21 protein-coding genes are annotated in these 19268 nt (G+C 72.1%); 10 read left to right on the top strand and 11 right to left on the bottom strand.

The genetic code is table 11. The features are described from left to right. Nucleotides 1-417 precede the first annotated feature (417 nt). On the top strand, nt 418-1533 hold the full coding sequence (locus ACFVWY_RS28660) for a magnesium and cobalt transport protein CorA (protein ID WP_389877502.1): 1116 nt from the start codon (nt 418-420) through the stop codon (nt 1531-1533). Between the two features lie 44 nt (nt 1534-1577). Then, a complete protein-coding gene (locus tag ACFVWY_RS28655; protein WP_389877500.1) occupies nt 1578-2099 on the top strand; it encodes a hypothetical protein in 522 nt (173 codons plus the stop codon). Nucleotides 2100-2108: 9 nt separating this feature from the next. Here ACFVWY_RS28655 and ACFVWY_RS28650 read toward each other — a convergent pair whose 3' ends face one another. Next, nucleotides 2109-2870 carry a hypothetical protein gene (locus ACFVWY_RS28650; protein ID WP_389877625.1) on the bottom strand — a complete coding sequence of 254 codons (762 nt, stop codon included), beginning with the start codon at nt 2868-2870 and terminating at the stop codon, nt 2109-2111. Between the two features lie 214 nt (nt 2871-3084). Here ACFVWY_RS28650 and ACFVWY_RS28645 point away from each other — a divergent pair, with 214 nt between their 5' ends. From ACFVWY_RS28645 to ACFVWY_RS28635, 3 genes are read left to right on the top strand one after another with little or no spacing between them, the layout of a single operon-like run. After that, the gene (locus ACFVWY_RS28645; protein ID WP_389877498.1) at nt 3085-4356 is read left to right on the top strand and encodes a magnesium transporter MgtE N-terminal domain-containing protein; all 1272 of its coding nucleotides are present in this window, start codon (nt 3085-3087) and stop codon (nt 4354-4356) included. Beyond that, nucleotides 4346-4903 (top strand): DUF1003 domain-containing protein, encoded by a 558-nt coding sequence (locus tag ACFVWY_RS28640; RefSeq protein ID WP_389877496.1) that lies wholly within the window; start codon nt 4346-4348, stop codon nt 4901-4903. Before ACFVWY_RS28645 ends, ACFVWY_RS28640 begins: the two co-directional genes overlap by 11 nt. A 44-nt stretch (nt 4904-4947) precedes the next feature. Next, complete coding sequence (locus ACFVWY_RS28635) at nt 4948-6081, top strand: Mrp/NBP35 family ATP-binding protein (protein ID WP_389877494.1); 1134 nt, start codon at nt 4948-4950, stop codon at nt 6079-6081. Between the two features lie 69 nt (nt 6082-6150). Here ACFVWY_RS28635 and ACFVWY_RS28630 read toward each other — a convergent pair whose 3' ends face one another. The 5 genes from ACFVWY_RS28630 to sigE all read right to left on the bottom strand — a co-directional run bounded on the left by ACFVWY_RS28630 (nt 6151) and on the right by sigE (nt 11084). After that, nucleotides 6151-6837 (bottom strand): hypothetical protein, encoded by a 687-nt coding sequence (locus tag ACFVWY_RS28630; protein ID WP_389877492.1) that lies wholly within the window; start codon nt 6835-6837, stop codon nt 6151-6153. Between the two features lie 120 nt (nt 6838-6957). Then, nucleotides 6958-7434 (bottom strand): sec-independent translocase, encoded by a 477-nt coding sequence (locus ACFVWY_RS28625; protein WP_389877490.1) that lies wholly within the window; start codon nt 7432-7434, stop codon nt 6958-6960. 99 nt (nt 7435-7533) lie between these two features. Continuing rightward, on the bottom strand, nt 7534-9168 hold the full coding sequence (locus tag ACFVWY_RS28620) for a S1C family serine protease (RefSeq protein WP_389877488.1): 1635 nt from the start codon (nt 9166-9168) through the stop codon (nt 7534-7536). A gap of 132 nt (nt 9169-9300) precedes the next feature. After that, nucleotides 9301-10326 (bottom strand): zf-HC2 domain-containing protein, encoded by a 1026-nt coding sequence (locus ACFVWY_RS28615; RefSeq protein WP_389877486.1) that lies wholly within the window; start codon nt 10324-10326, stop codon nt 9301-9303. Continuing rightward, on the bottom strand, nt 10323-11084 hold the full coding sequence (gene sigE, locus ACFVWY_RS28610) for an RNA polymerase sigma factor SigE (protein WP_389877485.1): 762 nt from the start codon (nt 11082-11084) through the stop codon (nt 10323-10325). Before sigE ends, ACFVWY_RS28615 begins: the two co-directional genes overlap by 4 nt. A gap of 182 nt (nt 11085-11266) precedes the next feature. On the opposite strand from sigE, the gene ACFVWY_RS28605 reads away from it, so the two are divergent. Then, nucleotides 11267-11932: an O-methyltransferase gene (locus ACFVWY_RS28605; RefSeq protein ID WP_389877484.1), complete on the top strand. Its 666-nt coding sequence runs from the start codon at nt 11267-11269 to the stop codon at nt 11930-11932. A gap of 108 nt (nt 11933-12040) precedes the next feature. Here the strand turns inward: ACFVWY_RS28605 and ACFVWY_RS28600 are convergent, their stop codons facing one another. Then, entirely contained in the window at nt 12041-12208 is a 168-nt protein-coding gene (locus tag ACFVWY_RS28600) for a DUF3117 domain-containing protein (protein ID WP_003966491.1), read from the bottom strand. Nucleotides 12209-12521: 313 nt separating this feature from the next. Between ACFVWY_RS28600 and ACFVWY_RS28595 the strand changes: the two genes are divergently transcribed. Then, the gene (locus tag ACFVWY_RS28595) at nt 12522-13334 is read left to right on the top strand and encodes an enoyl-CoA hydratase/isomerase family protein (RefSeq protein WP_389877624.1); all 813 of its coding nucleotides are present in this window, start codon (nt 12522-12524) and stop codon (nt 13332-13334) included. Nucleotides 13335-13376: 42 nt separating this feature from the next. On the opposite strand, the gene ACFVWY_RS28590 is transcribed toward ACFVWY_RS28595, so the two are convergent. Together ACFVWY_RS28590 and ACFVWY_RS28585 are read right to left on the bottom strand one after the other, a co-directional pair. Further along, nucleotides 13377-13964, bottom strand: coding sequence for a DNA-3-methyladenine glycosylase I (locus ACFVWY_RS28590; protein ID WP_389877482.1), 588 nt, complete (start codon nt 13962-13964; stop codon nt 13377-13379). Then, complete coding sequence (locus ACFVWY_RS28585) at nt 13961-14416, bottom strand: hypothetical protein (RefSeq protein WP_389877481.1); 456 nt, start codon at nt 14414-14416, stop codon at nt 13961-13963. The genes ACFVWY_RS28590 and ACFVWY_RS28585 overlap by 4 nt, the downstream gene beginning before the upstream one ends. A gap of 154 nt (nt 14417-14570) precedes the next feature. Here ACFVWY_RS28585 and folP point away from each other — a divergent pair, with 154 nt between their 5' ends. Further along, the gene (folP, locus tag ACFVWY_RS28580) at nt 14571-15443 is read left to right on the top strand and encodes a dihydropteroate synthase (protein WP_389877480.1); all 873 of its coding nucleotides are present in this window, start codon (nt 14571-14573) and stop codon (nt 15441-15443) included. 43 nt (nt 15444-15486) lie between these two features. Here the strand turns inward: folP and ACFVWY_RS28575 are convergent, their stop codons facing one another. Next, complete coding sequence (locus ACFVWY_RS28575; RefSeq protein WP_389877479.1) at nt 15487-16236, bottom strand: TIGR00730 family Rossman fold protein; 750 nt, start codon at nt 16234-16236, stop codon at nt 15487-15489. A gap of 102 nt (nt 16237-16338) precedes the next feature. Continuing rightward, the gene (gene dapE / locus ACFVWY_RS28570) at nt 16339-17418 is read right to left on the bottom strand and encodes a succinyl-diaminopimelate desuccinylase (RefSeq protein WP_389877478.1); all 1080 of its coding nucleotides are present in this window, start codon (nt 17416-17418) and stop codon (nt 16339-16341) included. Between the two features lie 127 nt (nt 17419-17545). Between dapE and ACFVWY_RS28565 the strand changes: the two genes are divergently transcribed. Next, nucleotides 17546-18517, top strand: a complete 972-nt coding sequence (locus tag ACFVWY_RS28565; protein WP_389877477.1) for a hypothetical protein — start codon at nt 17546-17548, stop codon at nt 18515-18517. A gap of 334 nt (nt 18518-18851) precedes the next feature. Then, entirely contained in the window at nt 18852-19223 is a 372-nt protein-coding gene (locus ACFVWY_RS28560) for an ATP-binding protein (RefSeq protein WP_389877475.1), read from the top strand. Nucleotides 19224-19268 lie beyond the last annotated feature (45 nt).

Genomic DNA, 19268 nt, shown 5'->3' with positions numbered 1-19268 from the left:
AAAGTAAGGGATTGACCGTCAGTCGGCTGATAGTCTTGGCCGCTGTTCGGGGCAGCACGCAGAAGCGTCGCTCTCGGCCCCGGCGACACGTCATCCCCCAAGGGGGACCGGCTGGAGGAGGTGGGGCTGCCATGGATCGAAGTCGATCGTGCAGTACCAACCGCTCTTCCGCCTCCTGCCTTTCCCGGTGATCCACTTACTCACCGGTCAAGGCTCAAGGCATCGCGCCGCGCCCACGGCCTCCCGCCCCACGCGCGTGGCGTTGCGCACGACGGAAGAGCACTCCCCTTCTGCCTGTCTGTAGCGAACGCCGTCATCGCGCCGCCGCGGTGCCGCCCGCTTTGCGGACGTGAGCACACGTCCCCATTCCGGGCTGTTCCACGTGCCCGCCGACGGCCCTCCGTGAAGGAGCCAGCCATGTCGATGATCCGTGACCTGCGTGCCGCCGTGCGGCCGTCCCTGCGCAAGACCAACACCCTGCACAGCAGTTACGACACCACCCGCGACCCCTCGGCCTCCAGCGCGGTCGTCGACTGCGCGGTCTACCGCGACGGGCGGCGCCTGGAGCGCCGGGGCTGCCTCACGCCGCACGAGGCGATGCTCCAGGTCCGCGAGGAGGGCGGCTTCGCGTGGATCGGCCTGCACGAGCCGACCGAAGAGGAATTCGCCGGTATCGCCCGGGAGTTCGGCCTCCACCCGCTGGCCGTCGAGGACGCCGTCCACGCCCATCAGCGGCCCAAGCTGGAGCGGTACGACGACACGCTCTTCACCGTCTTCAAGACCATCCACTACGTCGAGCACGCCGAACTCACCGCGACCAGCGAGGTGGTGGAGACCGGCGAGGTGATGTGCTTCACCGGCCGGGACTTCGTCATCACCGTGCGGCACGGCGGCCACGGCTCGCTGCGCGCACTGCGCCACCGGCTCCAGGACGACCCCGAACTGCTCGCCAAGGGCCCGTCCTCGGTGCTGCACTCCATCGCCGACCATGTCGTGGACGGGTACATCGCCGTGGCGGGCGCGGTCCAGGAGGACATCGACGAGGTGGAGATCGGGGTCTTCTCGGCACCGGTGAAGGGCAGCCCGCGCGGAACGGACGCCGGGCGGATCTACCAGCTGAAGCGCGAGGTGCTGGAGTTCAAGCGGGCCGTCTCGCCGCTGCTGCGGCCGATGCAGCTGCTGAGCGAGCGGCCGATGCGGCTGATCGACCCGGACATCCAGAAGTACTTCCGGGACGTCGCCGACCACCTGGCCCGCGTCCACGAGGAGGTCATCGGCTTCGACGAGCTGCTCAACTCGATCCTCCAGGCCAGCCTGGCACAGGCGACGGTGGCGCAGAACGAGGACATGCGCAAGATCACCTCCTGGGCGGCCATCGTCGCCGTACCGACGATGATCTGCGGTGTCTACGGCATGAACTTCAAGCACATGCCGGAGCTGCGCTGGACGTACGGCTATCCGATGGTGCTGGGCGTCATCGGGGTGGTCTGCTTCTCCATCCACCGCACCCTCAAGCGCAACGGCTGGCTGTGAGCCTCGGCGGCGCCCGCCCGGGTGCGGTCGCCTAGAGTGCGGGCATGACTTCTGCTGCTGCCGGTACGTCGCTGGACCGGGCCCTTGTCGAGGAGGCCACCAAGAAGTCCGGCCTCGTCTGGGTGCGGGGCACCGGCCCCGCCCGGGCGGTGTGGCACCTGTGGCACGAGGGCGCGGCGCATCTGGTCGGCGACGGCCCCGGAGAACAGCCGCTGCCGGCCGGGCTCACCGACGGCTCCGTCGCCGAGGTGACCGTACGCAGCAAGGACAAGGGCGGCCGGCTGGTCGCCTGGACGGCCACCGTCGCCGAGCTCGCCCCCCGGTCGCCCCAGTGGGAGGCCGCGGTCGCCGAGCTCAAGGGCAAGCGGCTGAACGCGCCGGACGCCGAGCGGATGACGGAGCGCTGGGCCCGCGAGTGCCGGGTGCTGCGGCTGACGCCGGGAGAGGTCCGTACCGGGCTGCCGGACGGCTCGCTGGCCGCCGCCCCGCTGCCGACGCCCGCCACCACCCGGCGGCCGGTGCCCGCGGGGCTGCCGCGCCTGCTGAAGCGCGGCCTGAAGGGCTGAACCCCGGGCTCAGGAGGTCGTACGGGGCAGCTGCTTGCCGTAGTCGACCGTGTCCACCCGGGCCGGGGCCTCCAGCGGGAAGTCCTTGCCCCAGTCCGCGAAGGTGACGGTCCCCGCGCCGCCGCCGCGCGCGAAGCGCAGCGGATACGCCTTGCCCTCCAGCGAGACGTCGAGGGTGCCGCCCTCGCCCTCGCCGCCCGTGATCTGGACGGTCCGGGTCGCACCGACCGTGTCCCGGTCCCCCTTGTTGAGGGTGCCGTGCAGGCTGAGCAGGCCGTCGAGCAGGGTCTTCTTCTCGGTGAAACCGCGCAGTTGCTTGTACGTGGGGTCGTTCCGGGGCACCTTGACGTACTTGTTCTGGAGCTTGTCCGCCGCCGCGCCGGACGCCTCGCTGTCGCCGCCGGACTCCTCCTCGTGGCTCCAGAACCCGGCGTCCGCCTTCAGGTAGAGCTCGTCGCCGATCCGCAGCAGTTCGAACCTGCTGTCCTTGGAGACCACGGAGCCGGTGCCGCCCTCGGCCTTGAGCCGCATGTCGAGCTTGTACGTGCCGCCCTTGCCGACCAGCGTCCCGGCGAGGCGCACCGTGCCAGCGGCGTCCGCCGCCCTCTGGGCCTTCTTCTCGATCTCCGGGGCGGTCAGCTTGCCGACACCGTTGGTCCCCTCGTCCGGATCCTCGCCGCACGCCGTGAGCACGGTCGCCAGCCCGGCACAGAGCAGGGCGGCCAGGGCGGTCCGGCATCGGGCCCGGACGGGCGGAACGGAGGAGGTCACAGGCACGCTGCCTCTCATCTGCATCGCGGGGGGTGGCAGACCGCAGCGTACCCGTGCCGCCCGGCCCCTCCGGCAGGCAGCCGTACGGACGGCTCCGCCGGGGCGTCCCGGAGCGGTACGGGCTAGCCTGATCCCGTCATAACGGTTGATTCAACCGCCAACCGGGCCGGCTGGTGACATCCCGTACGGAAGAAGCGGAAGAAGGAGGCGCGCGATGGTGGCAGGCGCCCCCCGGGTTTTCGTCTCCCACCTGGCCGGCGTGCCGGTCTTCGACCCCAACGGCGACCAGGTGGGCCGGGTGCGCGATCTGGTCGCGATGCTCCGGGTCGGCGGACGGCCACCACGGCTGCTGGGGCTCGTCGTCGAGGTGCTCAGCCGCCGCCGGATCTTCCTCCCGATGACCCGGGTGACCGGGATCGAGTCCGGCCAGGTCATCACCACCGGAGTGGTCAACGTGCGGCGCTTCGAACAACGGCCCACCGAACGCCTGGTGCTGGGCGACTTCCTCGACCGGCGGGTCCGCCTGGTGGAGACCGGCGAGGAGGTCACCGTCCTGGACGTCTCCATCCAGCAGCTCCCGGCCCGCCGCGACTGGGAGATCGACAAGTACTTCGTACGCAAGGGCAAGGGCGGGGCGCTGCGCCGCAAGGGCGAGACCCTGACGGTCGAGTGGTCGGCGGTCCGCGGCTTCTCACTGGAGGAGGAGGGGCAGGGCGCGGAGTCGCTGGTCGCCACCTTCGAGCGGCTGCGCCCGACGGACGTGGCCAACGCGCTGCACCACCTGTCGCCCAAGCGGCGCGCCGAGGTCGCCGCCGCGCTCGACGACGACCGTCTCGCCGACGTCCTGGAGGAGCTGCCCGAGGACGACCAGGTGGAGATCATCGGCAAGCTCCAGGAGGAACGCGCCGCCGACGTCCTGGAGGCGATGGACCCGGACGACGCGGCCGACCTGCTGTCCGAGCTGCCCGAGGAGGACAAGGAACGGCTGCTGACGCTGATGCGGCCGGACGAAGCGGCCGACGTACGGCGCCTGATGTCGTACGAGGAGCGGACCGCGGGCGGGCTGATGACCACGGAGCCGATCATCCTGCGGCCGGACGCGACCGTGGCTGACGCGCTGGCCCGGGTCCGGCAGGCGGACCTGTCCCCGGCGCTGGCCGCCCAGGTGTACGTGTGTCGCTCGCCCGACGAGACACCGACCGGGAGGTACCTGGGCACCGTGCACTTCCAGCGGCTGCTGCGCGATCCGCCGTACACCCTGGTCAGCTCGGTGGTGGACAGCGATCTCGTGCCCCTGGGCCCGGACACCCCGCTGCCGGCCGTGACGAGCTATCTGGCCGCGTACAACCTGGTCTCGGTGCCCGTGGTGGACGAGAGCGGGTCGCTGCTCGGCGCGGTGACGGTCGACGACGTCCTCGACCACCTGCTGCCCGAGGACTGGCGGGAGACCGACTTCCACGGTGTGGAGGCCCCCCATGGCCGGTGAGGACCGGGCGAGGGCCGCGTCGACGGGCGCCTCGGGCCTCGTGCGCCCGCCCCGCGTCCGCCTCGACCAGCCGAAGCCCCCCAGGCGGCGGCTGGTCCCGGACTACGACCCCGAGGCGTTCGGACGGCTCTCCGAACGGATCGCCCGCTTCCTGGGCACCGGGCGGTTCATCGTCTGGATGACGCTGGTCATCATCGTCTGGGTGGCGTGGAACATCTTCGCGCCGCCGACGCTCCGGTTCGACCAGTACCCCTTCATCTTCCTGACGCTGATGCTGTCGCTCCAGGCCTCGTACGCGGCCCCGCTCATCCTGCTCGCGCAGAACCGGCAGGACGACCGCGACCGGGTCACCCACGAGCAGGACCGCAAGCAGAACGAGCGCTCCATCGCGGACACCGAGTACCTCACCCGGGAGATCGCGGCGCTGCGGATGGGGCTCGGCGAGGTCGCCACCCGTGACTGGATCCGCTCCGAACTGGAGGACCTGATCCGGGACCTGGACGACCACAGGGCCCTGTCACGGAGCGAGAGTGACGAAGACCGCTGACGGGGCTACTCGCGCGTAGCGGCACGCGCCGTACCATCGTCGGTATGGCTACGGAAGACGCGGTGCTTGAGGCACTGGCGACAGTGAACGACCCGGAGATCCACCGTCCGATCACCGAACTCGGCATGGTGAAATCGGTCGAGATCGGCGCTGACGGTGCGGTCGCTGTCACGGTCTATCTCACGGTCTCAGGCTGCCCGATGCGCGAGACGATCACCAAGAACGTGACGGACGCGGTCGCCCGCGTCGAGGGCGTCACGCGGGTCGACGTGACGCTCGACGTGATGAGCGATGAGCAGCGCAAGGAGCTGGCGTCCTCGCTGCGCGGCGGTACGGCGGAGCGCGAGGTGCCGTTCGCCAAGCCCGGTTCGCTGACCCGGGTCTACGCGGTCGCGTCCGGCAAGGGCGGCGTCGGCAAGTCCTCCGTGACGGTGAACCTCGCCGCCGCGATGGCGGCCGATGGCCTCAAGGTCGGCGTCGTGGACGCGGACATCTACGGCCACAGCGTGCCGCGGATGCTCGGCGCGGACGGGAAGCCGACCCAGGTCGAGAACATGATCATGCCGCCGTCGGCGAACGGCGTGAAGGTCATCTCCATCGGCATGTTCACCCCGGGCAACACCCCGGTGGTGTGGCGCGGACCGATGCTCCACCGCGCACTCCAGCAGTTCCTCGCCGATGTGTACTGGGGCGATCTGGACGTCCTGCTGCTCGACCTGCCGCCGGGCACCGGCGACATCGCGATCTCCGTGGCGCAGCTCGTGCCGAACGCCGAGATCCTGGTCGTCACGACCCCGCAGCAGGCGGCGGCCGAGGTCGCCGAGCGGGCCGGTTCGATCGCGGTGCAGACCCACCAGAAGATCGTCGGTGTCGTCGAGAACATGTCGGGCATGCCCTGCCCGCACTGCGACGAGATGGTCGACGTGTTCGGTACGGGCGGTGGCCAGAGGGTCGCCGAGGGGCTGACGAAGACGGTCGGCGCCGAGGTGCCGGTGCTGGGCTCCATCCCGATCGACGTACGGCTGCGCGAGGGCGGCGACGAGGGCAAGCCGGTCGTGCTCTCCGACCCGGACTCCCCGGCGGGCAAGGCACTGCGCACCATCGCGGACAAGCTGGGCGGCCGTCAGCGCGGCCTGTCGGGCATGTCGCTGGGCATCACCCCGCGCAACAAGTTCTGAGACGCGCGGCGGTTCCGGACAGGCGGGACGCGCGGTGACCGGACCACCCGGTCACCGCGCGTCCCGTTCCTAGACGTACGTCGTGATGTCGTCGATCAGCGAGAAGCCCAGCCCGTACGCGCTCATCCCGCGCCCGTACGCCCCGAGGTGCGTGCCCTGGGGCGTGGAGCCCGCCAGCACCCAGCCGTACTCGGACTCGCGGTAGTGGAAGTGCACCGGGACGCCGTCCACCGGCAGTGACAGGGCCGACCAGGCGGGGCCGTCCAGATCGTCGGCGAGCTCGAACGCCGTCTCCGTCTGCTGGTCCAGCCAGTCGTCGCGCAGCGAGTGGTCCATCTGGGCGGGCCAGGTGCAGGCGAGCAGGCCGGAACCGGCCAGCCAGGCCGCGGAGGACACCGTGGTCGCGTCCAGCACCCCCGTACCGTCCCCGCTGTGCCGCACCGGGCTGCTGGCCATCGATACGACGACGGCGAACCGCTGCTTCTCGGCACCCGCCTCCCGGACCGAGAGTTCGTCGCCATGGCCGATGGAGCCGTGCTGCACCGTGCCGTCCGCGGCGGTGCCCACCTGCATCAGACGGCGCGGGCCGGTGAAGGCCCCGTCCAGTCCGTACCAGGGGAACCCTGCCGTCAGAAAGCCGTCGACGACCGTACGCCGGGCGGCCGACACCCCGTCCGCGGTAGCTGTGCCCTGCGGGTCTTCCGCGGTGGTGGTGCCTGGCGCGGCTTCCGCGCCCACCCGACTGGTCGTCTCCATCTGCCCGGCCGCCTCCTCGATCCGTTGGGTCCGGAACGGCCCGCCCCCCAGCGGGCGTACTCACAACCGGACAGATGGAGGATAGCCATAGCCTCCCGGCGAGCCGGGATTGGCGGGGGGTCAGGTGGCGTCGGCGTCGAACGGCGGCCGGTCGTCCTTGCCGGGCTGGTCACGCTTCTTGAGCAGGTCGGGGGCGCCTGCGGAGCCGTTGGCGGCGGTGATCGCCGAACCGCTCGACACGCTGCTGCGGGTGTCGGCGGACTCGATCTCCCGGCCGTTCACCGCGTCGGCGACCTCGCTCAGGTCCTTGCGGAGGTCGAAGCTCTCGCGGATCTCCTTCAGCCCGAGGTCGTCGCCGCCCTCCATGAGCTGCTTGCGGACGAACGTCTTGGGGTTGAGGTCCTCGAACTCGAAGTCCTTGAACTCCGGACCGAGCTCCGTGCGGATGTCCTGCTTGGCGCTCTCCGAGAAGGCGCGGACCTTGTGGATGAAGCGCGAGGCGTCCTGGATAACCTTCGGCAGCTTGTCCGGGCCGAAGATCAGCATGCCCAGAACCGCGAGCGTCACCAGCTCGAGTACGCCTATGTCATTGAACACCCTGTTGCTCCCTGTGTTCTCCGAGACCATGTCGGTCGAGGTCCGGACCCGGCCCACGGTACCCGCCCAAACTGTCCCCGCGGTAGCGTGCCAGGCCTGTCACGTGCCGTCGGCCGAGCCGAGCGTCAAAGAGATGGACAGGTCTTTACCACCGCGGGTCAGCTTGAGTTCCAGACGGTCGCCGGGGCGGTGCGCCCGGATCTTCACGATCAGCTCCTCGCCGCTGTGCACCCGTCGGCCGCCGACCTCGGTGATGATGTCCCCGGACTTGATCCCGGCCTTGGCCCCGGGGCCGCCCGGTGTCACCGCGTCCTTGCCGTCCGCGCCCCGCGCGCCCACCTTCGCGCCGTCCCCGGCGTACTTCATGTCGAGGGTGACACCGATCACCGGGTGGGTGGCCTTCCCGGTGTTGATCAGCTCCTCGGCGACCCGCTTGCCCTGGTTGATCGGTATCGCGAAGCCGAGGCCGATGGACCCCGCCTGACCGCCCTCCTCGGACGAACCGCTGTCGGCGGCCCGGATGGCGCTGTTGATGCCGATGACATGGGCGTCCACATCGACCAGCGGCCCGCCGGAGTTGCCGGGGTTGATCGGTGCGTCGGTCTGGAGCGCGTCGACATAGCTGATGTCGCTGCCATCGCCCTTCTCGCCGCCCGCGGTGATCGGCCGGTCCTTGGCGCTGATGATGCCGGAGGTGACGGTGTTGGACAGGTCGAAGGGAGCGCCGATGGCCACCACCGGGTCGCCGACCCGCACGTTGTCGGAGTTGCCCAGCGGCAGCGGCTTGAGGCCGGAGACGCCGGAGACCTTGACCACCGCCAGGTCGTAGCCGCTGTCCTTGCCGACGACCTCGCCGCGCGCGGTCTCCCCGCCGCTGAACGTGACGGTGATCTCACCACCCCGGCCGGCCGGGGCGACGACGTGGTTGTTGGTGAGGATGTGGCCGGAGGCGTCGAGGACGAAGCCGGTGCCGGTGCCGGACTCGGTGGAACCGCTGACATGGAGGGTGACCACGCTGGGCAGGGCGCTGGCCGCGATACCGGCGACGCTGTCGGGCGCGCGGCCGCCGGTGTCGCGGGAGGCCTGCGGGAGCTCGACCCGGGTGAGCCCGCCGTTGCGCTCGATGTAGGCGCCGATGCCACCGCCGATACCGCCCGCCACCAGGGCGAGCAGCACCGCGCCGATCAGCACGGAGCCGCGCCGGCTCTTCTTGCGGCCGGTCCCGGAGCCGAGCGGCGGGCCCGGATTGGTGAGCGGCTGCCCGGGGGCGCCCCAGGGGTCGTACTGGAGCCACTGCGACGAGGTCCCCTGCTGCGGGGGCGGCGGAGCCGCAAGGGTCTGCGGCGCGGCGAGCGGCTGCTGTGCGGTGTGCGGCTGGGGCGGCGCGGGGGCGACGGCGGGCGGCGCGGGGATGCCCGCGCCGTTCGTCCCCGAGTACTGCGGGGGTACGGGGGTGCCGTGCGCCGGGGTCGGGACCGGCCGCTGCACGGGGGGAGCGGGGGCCCAGGGGCCGGGGCCGCCGTAGGGCGGGGTGCTGTACTCGTCGGGCTCGTGCAGGGGCTTCACGGGCCTGGCCGCCGGGGCCCCGGGCAGCGGCCCGGGGGCCGGTGCCTCGGCCGGGGACGATGCTTCCTCGCTGGTGGGCGGCTCGTCCGACGTGGTGCGGGTGGCGACCGCTGGCGTGGGCCTGCTCCACCACTTCGCCTTCGGCCCGGTGGACTTACCGTCTTCCATGCTCTCCCCGCAACTGCCGCAACTGGCTTGTGCACGCCCCCGCCGGGGGCGTGCCTCCCGGAACTGCTCCCGGAATTCAACCAGGTTTGCGCATGGGTGCGCAGACCCCGGGCTGCCGGCCCCGGCCCCCGGTCAGCGCCGGGAGGAGAGCGGCAGACGGAGATCGGCGGGGGCGGGCATCGCCGAACTCGACGGCCTGGCCCCTGGTGGGGATGACGGCTGTGCCCCGAGCGGCGGCACGGCGGACTTCGGGGGCTTCGCGGCCAGCCTCCCGAAGACCTCGGCGAAGAGCGGGGTGGTGGTGGTCGGACGTATCAGCGGGGACGTGGACATGCTGCTCAGCGCCCCCGTGCCGAACGGGCTGCCCGAGACGCTGTTCCCGGAGAGCACCGCGGGGGTGGCGGCGGTGACCGGCTCCGCCGGAGCGGCACTCGGCGCGGCCGACGGAACGGCGGCGGTCGAGCGGTCGCGTACCCCGGACAGACCCTGGCCGCCGCTGTTGCGACGGCTGACCGAGCCGCCCTTCTCGCCGCGCAGCGCGGTGTCGAGCGGGGTCACCGCGTTGCCGCCGCCCGCGGACCGGGCCGAGAGGCTGGAACCGGCGCCCGAGGGCAGCGCGCCGCCGAGCGCGATCGCGGCCAGCGAGACGGCGCTCGCCGCGGCGAAGGCGAATCTCCGGCCGCGCCAGGGCGACCGCTCGCCCTCCCGGCCCACCTCGTGGATACGGAAGCCGGAACGGGCGGAGCCGGTCGGCAGCACGGCGGACGAGCCGTGCGGAACCGGCAGGTAGCCGAAGCCGAGCGATTCGTCCGCCCGCCCGTCGGGGCGGCCGCCGGGCGGCTGGATCACGGGGAAGAACCCGTCCGCGAAGCGTCCGGAGCCGCCGAACGGCCCGTCCGGCCCGTCGTCGCCGCCCCCCGATCCCCCGGGAAGGCCCTGCAGCCGGGCGAGGAAGCCCTCGGACGGCGAGGGCGGGGCGGACTGGGCGAAGACGTTCTTCAGGCGCCGCTGCGCCGCGGCCTCGGCCTTGCACTTGGCGCAGGTGGCGAGGTGCGCGAGGACCCGCTCACGGGCATCGTGCTTCAGCTCGCCGTCGACAAGCGCGGCGAGGCGGTCCCCCAGGTGTTGTTCCGCGGGGGTCGGACCTGTGCCACTCACGCCGTTCCGCCCTCCCCTGCCAGGGCCACGCCCGCCAGCGAGCGCTGCTCGGCGCGGGCCTCGGGCGAACGGTGGCGCAGGGCCTTGCGCAGGTGCGAGCGACCGCGATGGATACGGCTGCGCACGGTGCCGAGCTTCACACCCAGCGTCGCGGCGATCTCCTCGTACGAAAGGCCCTCGATGTCACAGAGCACGACGGCGGCGCGGAACTCGGGCGCGAGGGTGTCCAGCGCGTGCTGCACGTCCGCGTCGAAGTGGGTGTCGTTGAAGACCTGCTGCGGAGAGGGCTCGCGGCTCGGCAGCCGCTCGGCGGCGTCGTCACCGAGCGAGTCGAAGCGGATCCGCTGCTTACGGCGGACCATGTCGAGGAACAGGTTGGTCGTGATGCGGTGCAGCCAGCCCTCGAACGTGCCGGGCGTATACGTCGACAGCGATCGGAAGACCCGGACGAAGACCTCCTGGGTGAGGTCCTCCGCGTCGTGCTGGTTGCCCGTCAGCCGGTACGCGAGGCGGTAGACCCGGCCGCTGTGCGTGCTGACGATCTCTTCCCAAGAGGGCGGTGTCCACGCCTGGGATTCCGCGTCGGAGGCGAAGGTCGCGGTCGTTGCGGAGTCGTTGGAAGAACGGTCAGCGATGTTGGTCACGGATTTCGGCTCACCCGCCGACCTGAGAAAGCGCCGCAGCACTCCTCCCCGATCCACAGGCGCAGCCGCACCTCCCCTATCGGCTCTGGTGGTGTCCAGTGGAGCCCCTACCATAGCCACCTCGCCCGTTAGCTCCGGATAAGCCTTATTCCTGCTGGGGCCGGGGATCGCCCCCGGGAACCTCCGGCCCTCGGAACAGGACCCGATCCGCGGGCCGTTTCCCCAGGCTTTCCCCTGCCCCCACATAACGCCCGGTCCCATCTGCGGGTTCCCGGGCGCAGCGGATACAGTCACCGTTGCGCCAACTAAGGGGACAGGAGAGGGTCATTACCGCCAACCGGCAGACGAGCTGGGCGTTCGCCGACGCCTTTGTCGCCGAGGACGAAGCACTGAACTGGGCCCGCGACCGGGCCCACGAATCAGGGCTCCGCTCGGTGTCTCCAGGTACCGGCGCCGCGCTGCGTCTGCTCGCCGCCACGACGGACGCCAAAGCTGTGGCCGAGATCGGCACCGGGACGGGCGTGTCCGGCCTCTACCTGCTGGACGGGATGCGGCCGGACGGCGTGCTGACCACGGTCGACCCGGAGCCCGAGCGCCAGCAGTTCGCCCGTGAGGCCTTCCGGGCCGCGGGGTACGCCGCCAACCGGGCCCGTTTCATTCCGGGCCGCGCCCTGGACGTACTGCCGCGGCTCGCGGACGGCGGGTACGACCTCGTGTTCTGCGACGGCGACCGGCTGGAGACCCTGGAATATCTCGCTGAATCGTTGCGCCTGCTCCGCCGCGGCGGCCTGGTCTGCTTCGAGGGCATGTTCGCGGACGGCCGCACGGTCGACTCGGCGGCGCAGCCCGCCGAGGTGCTGCGGGTGCGGGAGCTGCTGCGCGCGGTGCGGGAGAGCCAGGAGCTGATGGCGACGCTGCTGCCGGTGGGCGACGGGCTGCTGTGCGCGGTGCGCCGGGGCTGAGCCGGACCGGCCCCGGCAGGCCCGGCGGGTGCGGGAAGGCCGTGGACACACCGCTGCCCCGGTACGGACGACGTACCGGGGCAGCGGCAAAAGTATGGGCTCCTGGGTTCAGCCGACGACCTTCTTGAGAGCGTCGCCGAGTGCATCGGCCTCGTCCGGCGTCAGCTCAACGACAAGCCGACCGCCGCCTTCGAGCGGAACGCGCATGACGATGCCCCGCCCCTCCTTTGTCACCTCGAGCGGGCCGTCGCCCGTCCGCGGCTTCATGGCCGCCATGCTCGTTCCCCTTCCTGAAACCAGCTTCATTGCCACCGGCGGCCCCAATGAAAGGCGCTGTGTCACCGGCATCGAACACATTGCTTCCAGGCCATTATCCCGCATCACAGACCCCAATGACCAACATCGGTCTGCATCGCTTGTGCAACGCGCTCTCGCAAAACCACCCAATTCGGCGATCCGCCTGCGATACTCCGCCCCTCGTACCCCCACAGCGGACCTCAATTATTAGACGCAGGTCACATGCCGGCCTCCGCCCGAGTCGGCCATGCTTGCCTGGACAGGCATGGCCGAGGTGCGAAGGGACTACGAAATGGCCGACCACATGGCGGACAGCGTGCTCTGCGAAGTGAGCGACGGACTGGCGACGATCACGATCAACCGTCCCGATGCGATGAACGCCATGAACACCGCGGCCAAGGTGGCGCTGCGGGACGCTCTGGAGTCCGTGGCCGCCGACACCGCCGTACGTGCCGTGCTGCTCACCGCCACCGGGCGGGCGTTCTGCGTCGGGCAGGACCTGAAGGAGCACGTCGCCACGCTCGAAAGCACCCGTGCGGCGGGCGGCGGCAACGCGCTGAGCACCGTGAAGGAGCACTACAACCCCATTGTGCGGGCGATCACCACGATGCCGAAGCCGGTCGTGGCCGGGGTGAACGGGGTGGCCGCCGGAGCCGGTTTCGGTTTCGCGCTCGCCTGCGACTACCGGGTGGTCGCCGACACCGCCTCGTTCAACACCTCCTTCGCCGGGGTGGCCCTCACCGCGGACTCCGGCGTCTCCTGGACGCTGCCCCGGCTGATCGGCCAGAGCCGCGCCGCCGACCTGCTGTTCTTCCCGCGCTCGATCTCCGCGGCGGACGCCTACGAGCTGGGCATCGTGAACCGGCTGGTGCCCGCCGCCGACCTGGCCTCCGAGGCCGCGGCGGTGGCCCGCGCGCTGGCGGACGGCCCCACGGTGGCGTACGCGGCGCTCAAGGAGTCCCTGGCCCACGGTGCGGACCACGGGCTGGGCGAGGCGCTGGAGAAGGAGGACGAGCTCCAGACCCGGGCGGGCGCCTCCGAGGACCACACGATCGCGGTGCGGGCGTTCCTGAACAAGGAGAAGCCGAAGTACCTCGGCCGCTGAGGGCACCGCGGGGGGTGCCGGGACACCCCCCGCGGCTCCCGGCTACGCCCTGGTGCCGCGGGACACACAGTCGGCGAGGTGATCGTCGACCAGCCCGCACGCCTGCATCAGGGCGTAGGCCGTGGTGGGGCCGACGAAGCGGACGCCGTGCTTCTTGAGGTCCTTGGCGAGGGCGGTGGACTCCGCAGTGACCGCGGGGACGTCGCCCGTGGTCAGCGGGGCCGGGCGGACGGCCGGGTCGGGGGCGTGGGACCAGATCAGCTCGTCCAGCTCACCGGGGCTCCAGCCGGCCAGCACCTTGGCGTTGGCGAGGGTCGCCTCGATCTTCGCCCGGTTGCGGATGATGCCCGTATCGGCGAGGAGGCGCTCCTTGTCGGTGTCGGTGAACTCCGCGACGTCGGCGATCCGGAAGCCCGCGAAGGCGGCCCGGAAGCCCTCCCGGCGGCGCAGGATCGTCAGCCAGGACAGGCCGGACTGGAAGGCCTCCAGGCAGAGCCGTTCGAAGAGGGCGTCGTCGCCGTGGACGGGGCGGCCCCATTCGGTGTCGTGGTACGCGAGGTAGTCCTCGGCGGACAGGCCCCAGGGGCAGCGCGGCGCGCCGTCCGGTCCCGCCTCGGTGCCGTCGCTCATCGCCGGGGCTCCTCTCCGGGGCCGTCGGTGCCCCGCTCCGGCCCCGGGTCGGCCGGTGCCTCCCAGGGGGACCTCGGCCGGTCCTCGGCCAGCTGCCGCCCCTCGGAAGCCCGCTCCCGGGGCTCTTCGACCAGGCCGGGGCCGCCGACCGCCGTGGCCTGCACGCCCGCCAGCGCGGACTCCAGCTCCGCGATCCGCGCGTCCCGCTCGGCGAGCTCGGCACCGAGCCGGTCGAGCGCCTCGTCGACGTCCATCATCCGATAGCCGCGCAGGGCCACCGGGAGGCGCAGGGCGTCGAGATCCGCCCGGCCGACCGGGCGCGTCGCGGGCAGCGGGTCGGTCAGCCGCTCGGGCGCCACGTCCTGGAGGATCGCCGTTCTCCCCCCGCCGACCACCGCCAGGGTGACCGCGGCGACCACCACGACCATCGTCACCAGCAAGAACCAGAACACGCGCATCTCCCCGGAAGCGGAAACCTGTCCGGGTCCGATCGTGCCATGCGGCACTGACAGCCGGTGCCCGGCGGGACGGCCGTCCCTGCGCCAGCCCCGTCATCGCTTAAGGTCACAGGCGACTCACGGGTGTCGGAGCAGAGGAGAGACGCGGATGCGAAGCGGTGGGCTCAGGCTGGGGCGGCGCGAGTTCGGTGCGCACGAGCCGGTGATCATGGCGATCGTGAACCGCACCCCGGACTCCTTCTACGACCAGGGCGCCACCTTCCGCGACGAGCCCGCGCTCGCCCGGGTCGAGCAGGCGATCGCGGACGGTGCGGCGATCGTCGACATCGGCGGGGTGAAGGCGGGCCCCGGCGAGGAGGTCACCGCCGAGGAGGAGGCGCGCCGCACGGTGGGCTTCGTCGCGGAGGTCCGCCGCCGCCACCCGGACGTGGTGATCAGTGTCGACACCTGGCGCCACGACGTGGGCGAGGCGGTCTGCGAGGCCGGGGCGGATCTGCTGAACGACGCGTGGGGCGGCGTCGACCCGAAGCTCGCGGAGGTCGCCGCGCGGTACGGCGCCGGTCTGGTCTGCACGCACGCGGGCGGCGCCGAACCGCGTACCCGGCCGCACCGGATCGCGTACGACGACGTGATGGCGGACATCCTGCGGGTGACGGTGGGGCTGGCCGAGCGGGCGGTGGCGCTCGGGGTGCGGCCCGACGGGATCATGATCGACCCCGGTCACGACTTCGGGAAGAACACCCGGCACTCCCTGGAGGCGACCCGGCGGCTCGGCGAGATGACCGGGACCGGCTGGCCGGTGCTCGTCTCCCTGTCCAACAAGGACTTCGTCGGCGAGACCCTGGACCGGCCGGTGAAGGAGCGGGTGATCGGAACGCTCGCGACCACGGCCGTGTCGGCCTGGCTGGGGGCGCAGGTGTACCGGGTCCACGAGGTGGCCGAGACCCGGCAGGTGCTGGACATGGTGGCGTCCATCGCCGGGCACCGGGCACCCGCCGTGGCCCGGCGCGGCCTGGCCTGACCCGGGCCGCCGCTTTCCCCGCGGCCCGGACCCGGCCCGCCTCCTACCGGCCGACCTCCTTCGTGACGAGCTCGACCGCCTCGTCCACGTCGTCCGTGACGTGGAAGAGCAGCAGGTCGTGCTCGGACGCCTTGCCCTGGGCCACCACCGTGTTCCGCAGCCAGTCCACCAGCCCGCTCCAGTAGGCCGTGCCGAACAGCACGATCGGGAAGCGGGTGACCTTGCGCGTCTGGACGAGGGTGAGGGCCTCGAAGAGTTCGTCCAGCGTGCCGAGGCCGCCCGGCAGGACGACGAACCCCTGGGCGTACTTCACAAACATCGTTTTACGGACAAAGAAGTAGCGGAAGTTGACGCCGATGTCGACGTGCTGGTTGAGGCCGGACTCGAAGGGCAGCTCGATGCCGAGGCCGACCGAGACGCCCTTCGCCTCCCGTGCCCCCTTGTTCGCCGCCTCCATCGCGCCCGGCCCGCCCCCGGTGATCACCGCGAACCCGGCCTCGACCAGGGCCTTGCCGATGCGCACGCCCGCTTCGTACTCGGGTCCGCCGGCCGGGGTGCGGGCCGAGCCGAAGACGCTGATCGCACTCGGCAGTTCGGCCAGCGCGCCGAACCCCTCGACGAACTCCGACTGGATGCGCATCACCCGCCAGGGGTCGGTGTGCACCCACTCGGAGTCACCCTCGCTGTCCAGCAGCCGCTGATCGGTGGTGCCGGGCTGTACCTGTTCCCTGCGGCGCAGTACCGGTCCGAGCCGCTGTTCCTCGGGGACGCGCGCTCCCTCGGGGTTGCCCATGACCTGCTCCCTCCGACGACGATGGGCGGCCGTCGGGCGACGGCCGCCCCTGGTCAGGCCAGGGTAGATCGCCGGAGGTTACCGGCGGGCGAATGCCGTGGGTCAGCCGGTGAGCCAGGAGCGGAGCCGCTCCTCGCAGTGGGTGATCCGCGCGATCCTCACGTGCTCGTCGCGCTTGTGGGCGAACAACGGGTCACCGGGGCCGTAGTTGACCGCGGGGATGCCGAGGGAGCCGAAGCGGGAGACGTCCGTCCAGCCGAACTTGGGCCGGGCGGTGCCGCCCACCGCCGCCATGAACGCCTGCGCCGCCGGGTGGGAGAGGCCGGGCATGGCCGCGCCCGAGTGGTCGTCGACGACGAACTCGGCGACGCCGCAGTCCGCGAAGACCTCCCGGACGTGGGCCAGCGCCTCCTCGGCGCTCCGGTCGGGCGCGTACCGGAAGTTGACGACGACGGTGCAGGCGTCCGGGATGACGTTGTTGGCGACACCGCCCTCGATGCGTACCGCGTTCAGGCCCTCGCGGTATTCGAGCCCGTCGATGACCGGGCGGCGCGGCTCGTAGGCGGCGAGGCGGGCCAGGACCGGGGCGGCGGCGTGGATGGCGTTGGACCCCATCCAGCCGCGCGCGGAGTGCGAGCGCTCGCCCTCGGTGCGCAGGAAGACCCGCAGGGTGCCCTGGCAGCCGCCCTCGACCTCGCCGTCGGAGCCCTCCAGCAGGACCGCGAAGTCACCCGCGAGCCAGTCGGGGTGGGCGTCGGCGATGTGGCCGAGTCCGTTGAGGTGCGCGGCGACCTCCTCGTTGTCGTAGAAGACGAAGGTGAGGTCGCGGTTGGGCTCGGGCACGGTCGCGGCGATCCGCAGCTGGACGGCGACGCCCGACTTCATGTCGGAGGTGCCGCAGCCCCACAGCACCCCGTCGCCGTCGAGCCGGGAGGGCACGTTGCCGGCGATCGGCACGGTGTCGATGTGCCCGGCGAGCACCACGCGCTCGGCCCGGCCCAGGCTCGTCCGGGCCACGACGTTGTTGCCGTGCCGGTCGACGGTCAGGTGCGGCAGGGGGCGCAGCGCCGCCTCGATCGCGTCCGCGAGGTCCTTCTCCTGACCGCTGACCGACGGGAAGTCGACGAGCCGGGCGGTGAGCGCCGGGCCGTCGAGGGTGAGGTCAAGTGTGGTTTCGGGCATGGGACCGACCCTAAGGGACCGGGCGGCGCGCCCGGCCGGGCGGCGCCACGCGGTACGTGGGCCCGTGGTTCGCGAAGAGGGCCCCTGGGCCCTCGGACCCGGGGGAACACTCAAGTACGGTGGGCCCGTGCCCCGGACCGTCTCTCCTGCCCGCCGACACACCGGCCGCAGCCGCCTCCTGCGTATCACTGCGGCCCTTGTCGTCCTCGCCGCCCTCGGCGGCTACATGACCGTGCAGTACATAACGAGCAGCAAGGTCGTCGACGGCTGCCTCGTGGAGTCCGCCGACGGCTCGGCGGGCGAACGGCGTACGTACCGGATGAGTCCGGAGCAGGCCGTCAACGCGGCGACGATCTCGGCGGTCGGCACCTCTCGGGGGATGCCGGAGCGCGCCGTGACCATCGCGCTGGCGACCGCCCTCCAGGAGTCCGGGCTGCGCAACATCGAGCACGGTGACCGGGACTCGCTGGGGCTCTTCCAGCAACGCCCCTCCCAGGGCTGGGGCACCGAGGAGCAGATTCTGGACCCGGTCTACTCCGCCGGGGAGTTCTACCGCCACCTGGCCCAGGTCCCCGGCTATTCGCGGCTGCCGCTGACGGTCGCCGCGCAGCGGGTGCAGCGCAGCGGATTCCCGCAGGCGTACGCGAAGCACGAGCCGGACGCCGCGCTGCTGGCGGCCGCGCTGACCGGCCGTACGCCCGCCGCGCTGAACTGCGCGCCGCCCCGGGCCACGGCCGCGAGCGCCGACCCCGCGAAGGTGCGGGCGGAACTGGTGCGCGCCTTCGGCAAGAACGTGCTGCCCGCCGTGGACGAGGCGCCCCGCGCGGGCGCGGGCGCGGCCGGTGCGACGGCGACGGGCATCGTCTCGGTGCCGGTGCCCGCGGCCCGGAAGTCCGGGAGCGGTTCGGGCGCGGACGCCGCTAGCGGCGGTGCGGCCCGGCGCGGCTGGGAGCTCGCGCACTGGGCGGTGGCGCAGTCCGAGGCGCTCCGGCTGGGCCAGGTCTCGTACGCGGGCCGGGTATGGGAGGCCGGGGCGGGGTGGCGTACGGAACGTGAGGACGCGAGCGGCACGGACGTTCGCATCCGGCTCGCGCGGTAGACCGCACCGGGCGCGGACGGCACGCCGCCTCCGGCTCGGGCAGGAGTTCGCACGGTCACCCGAGGGGTGCGCTCCGGCCCGTTTCGAGCGCCCCCTCGCACTCCCCTCCCGCACTCACCCGTCCGCGCGCGAACTCCCTGCTGGGAGCGGTGAAGTGACGGTTCACCAACCTCCGCCGCAATGCCGCGTTCGCCCGGATTCCTCCGTCACGGACCACGCGCCGCATTGCCTACTCTTTACCTTGGCCCACCGCAACCTCCCCCGCCCTTTCGACGGTTGTCATTGCGTCCGATCAACGGACAGACCGCATTTCTCATTCCGTCGAAGGAGCATCATGTCCCTCCCCCTGACCCGCCGGATCGCCCGAGCCGCGCTGCTGATCGCCGCGGGTGCGGCCCCCGTGGTCGGTGCGGCCGGAGCCGCGGGCGCCGCGGAGCTCCCGCAGGCGCCGGACCTCGGCGGTCTGACCAGCGTCGACGGCTCCCATCTCGGCAAGACGGTCGACGGCACGGCCAAGCAGGGCACCCGGGTCGCGGGCGACACCGGCGGACGCCTCGTCGGCACGGCCCTCCCGGCCGCGCAGCGGACCGTCGGCGACGCCGCCCCGACCGTGCAGAAGGCGGCGGGCGGCGCCGCCGGCACCGCGGGCCAGGTCCTCGGCAACGCCGCCGGTGCCGCCACCCAGGGCGGCCTGCCGCTCGGCTGAGTCACCGGTACGCGAGAGGCCCCGGGAGTGCGCACTCCCGGGGCC

The sequence above is a fragment of the Streptomyces sp. NPDC058195 genome (genome assembly GCF_042883525.1).
Classification (GTDB): domain Bacteria; phylum Actinomycetota; class Actinomycetes; order Streptomycetales; family Streptomycetaceae; genus Streptomyces.
This window is presented reverse-complemented; position numbering and strand designations above follow the sequence as displayed.

What these genes read in the sequence shown, in the direction of transcription:
- ACFVWY_RS28660 (WP_389877502.1), top strand. Translation starts at nt 418, where the DNA reads ATGTCGATGATCCGTGACCTGCGTGCCGCCGTGCGGCCGTCCCTGCGC.
- ACFVWY_RS28655 (WP_389877500.1), top strand. Translation starts at nt 1,578, where the DNA reads ATGACTTCTGCTGCTGCCGGTACGTCGCTGGACCGGGCCCTTGTCGAG.
- ACFVWY_RS28645 (WP_389877498.1), top strand. Translation starts at nt 3,085, where the DNA reads ATGGTGGCAGGCGCCCCCCGGGTTTTCGTCTCCCACCTGGCCGGCGTG.
- ACFVWY_RS28640 (WP_389877496.1), top strand. Translation starts at nt 4,346, where the DNA reads ATGGCCGGTGAGGACCGGGCGAGGGCCGCGTCGACGGGCGCCTCGGGC.
- ACFVWY_RS28635 (WP_389877494.1), top strand. Translation starts at nt 4,948, where the DNA reads ATGGCTACGGAAGACGCGGTGCTTGAGGCACTGGCGACAGTGAACGAC.
- ACFVWY_RS28630 (WP_389877492.1), bottom strand. Translation starts at nt 6,837, where the DNA reads ATGGAGACGACCAGTCGGGTGGGCGCGGAAGCCGCGCCAGGCACCACC.
- ACFVWY_RS28620 (WP_389877488.1), bottom strand. Translation starts at nt 9,168, where the DNA reads ATGGAAGACGGTAAGTCCACCGGGCCGAAGGCGAAGTGGTGGAGCAGG.
- sigE (WP_389877485.1), bottom strand. Translation starts at nt 11,084, where the DNA reads ATGGTAGGGGCTCCACTGGACACCACCAGAGCCGATAGGGGAGGTGCG.
- ACFVWY_RS28600 (WP_003966491.1), bottom strand. Translation starts at nt 12,208, where the DNA reads ATGGCGGCCATGAAGCCGCGGACGGGCGACGGCCCGCTCGAGGTGACA.
- ACFVWY_RS28595 (WP_389877624.1), top strand. Translation starts at nt 12,522, where the DNA reads ATGGCCGACCACATGGCGGACAGCGTGCTCTGCGAAGTGAGCGACGGA.
- ACFVWY_RS28590 (WP_389877482.1), bottom strand. Translation starts at nt 13,964, where the DNA reads ATGAGCGACGGCACCGAGGCGGGACCGGACGGCGCGCCGCGCTGCCCC.
- folP (WP_389877480.1), top strand. Translation starts at nt 14,571, where the DNA reads ATGCGAAGCGGTGGGCTCAGGCTGGGGCGGCGCGAGTTCGGTGCGCAC.
- ACFVWY_RS28575 (WP_389877479.1), bottom strand. Translation starts at nt 16,236, where the DNA reads ATGGGCAACCCCGAGGGAGCGCGCGTCCCCGAGGAACAGCGGCTCGGA.
- dapE (WP_389877478.1), bottom strand. Translation starts at nt 17,418, where the DNA reads ATGCCCGAAACCACACTTGACCTCACCCTCGACGGCCCGGCGCTCACC.
- ACFVWY_RS28560 (WP_389877475.1), top strand. Translation starts at nt 18,852, where the DNA reads ATGTCCCTCCCCCTGACCCGCCGGATCGCCCGAGCCGCGCTGCTGATC.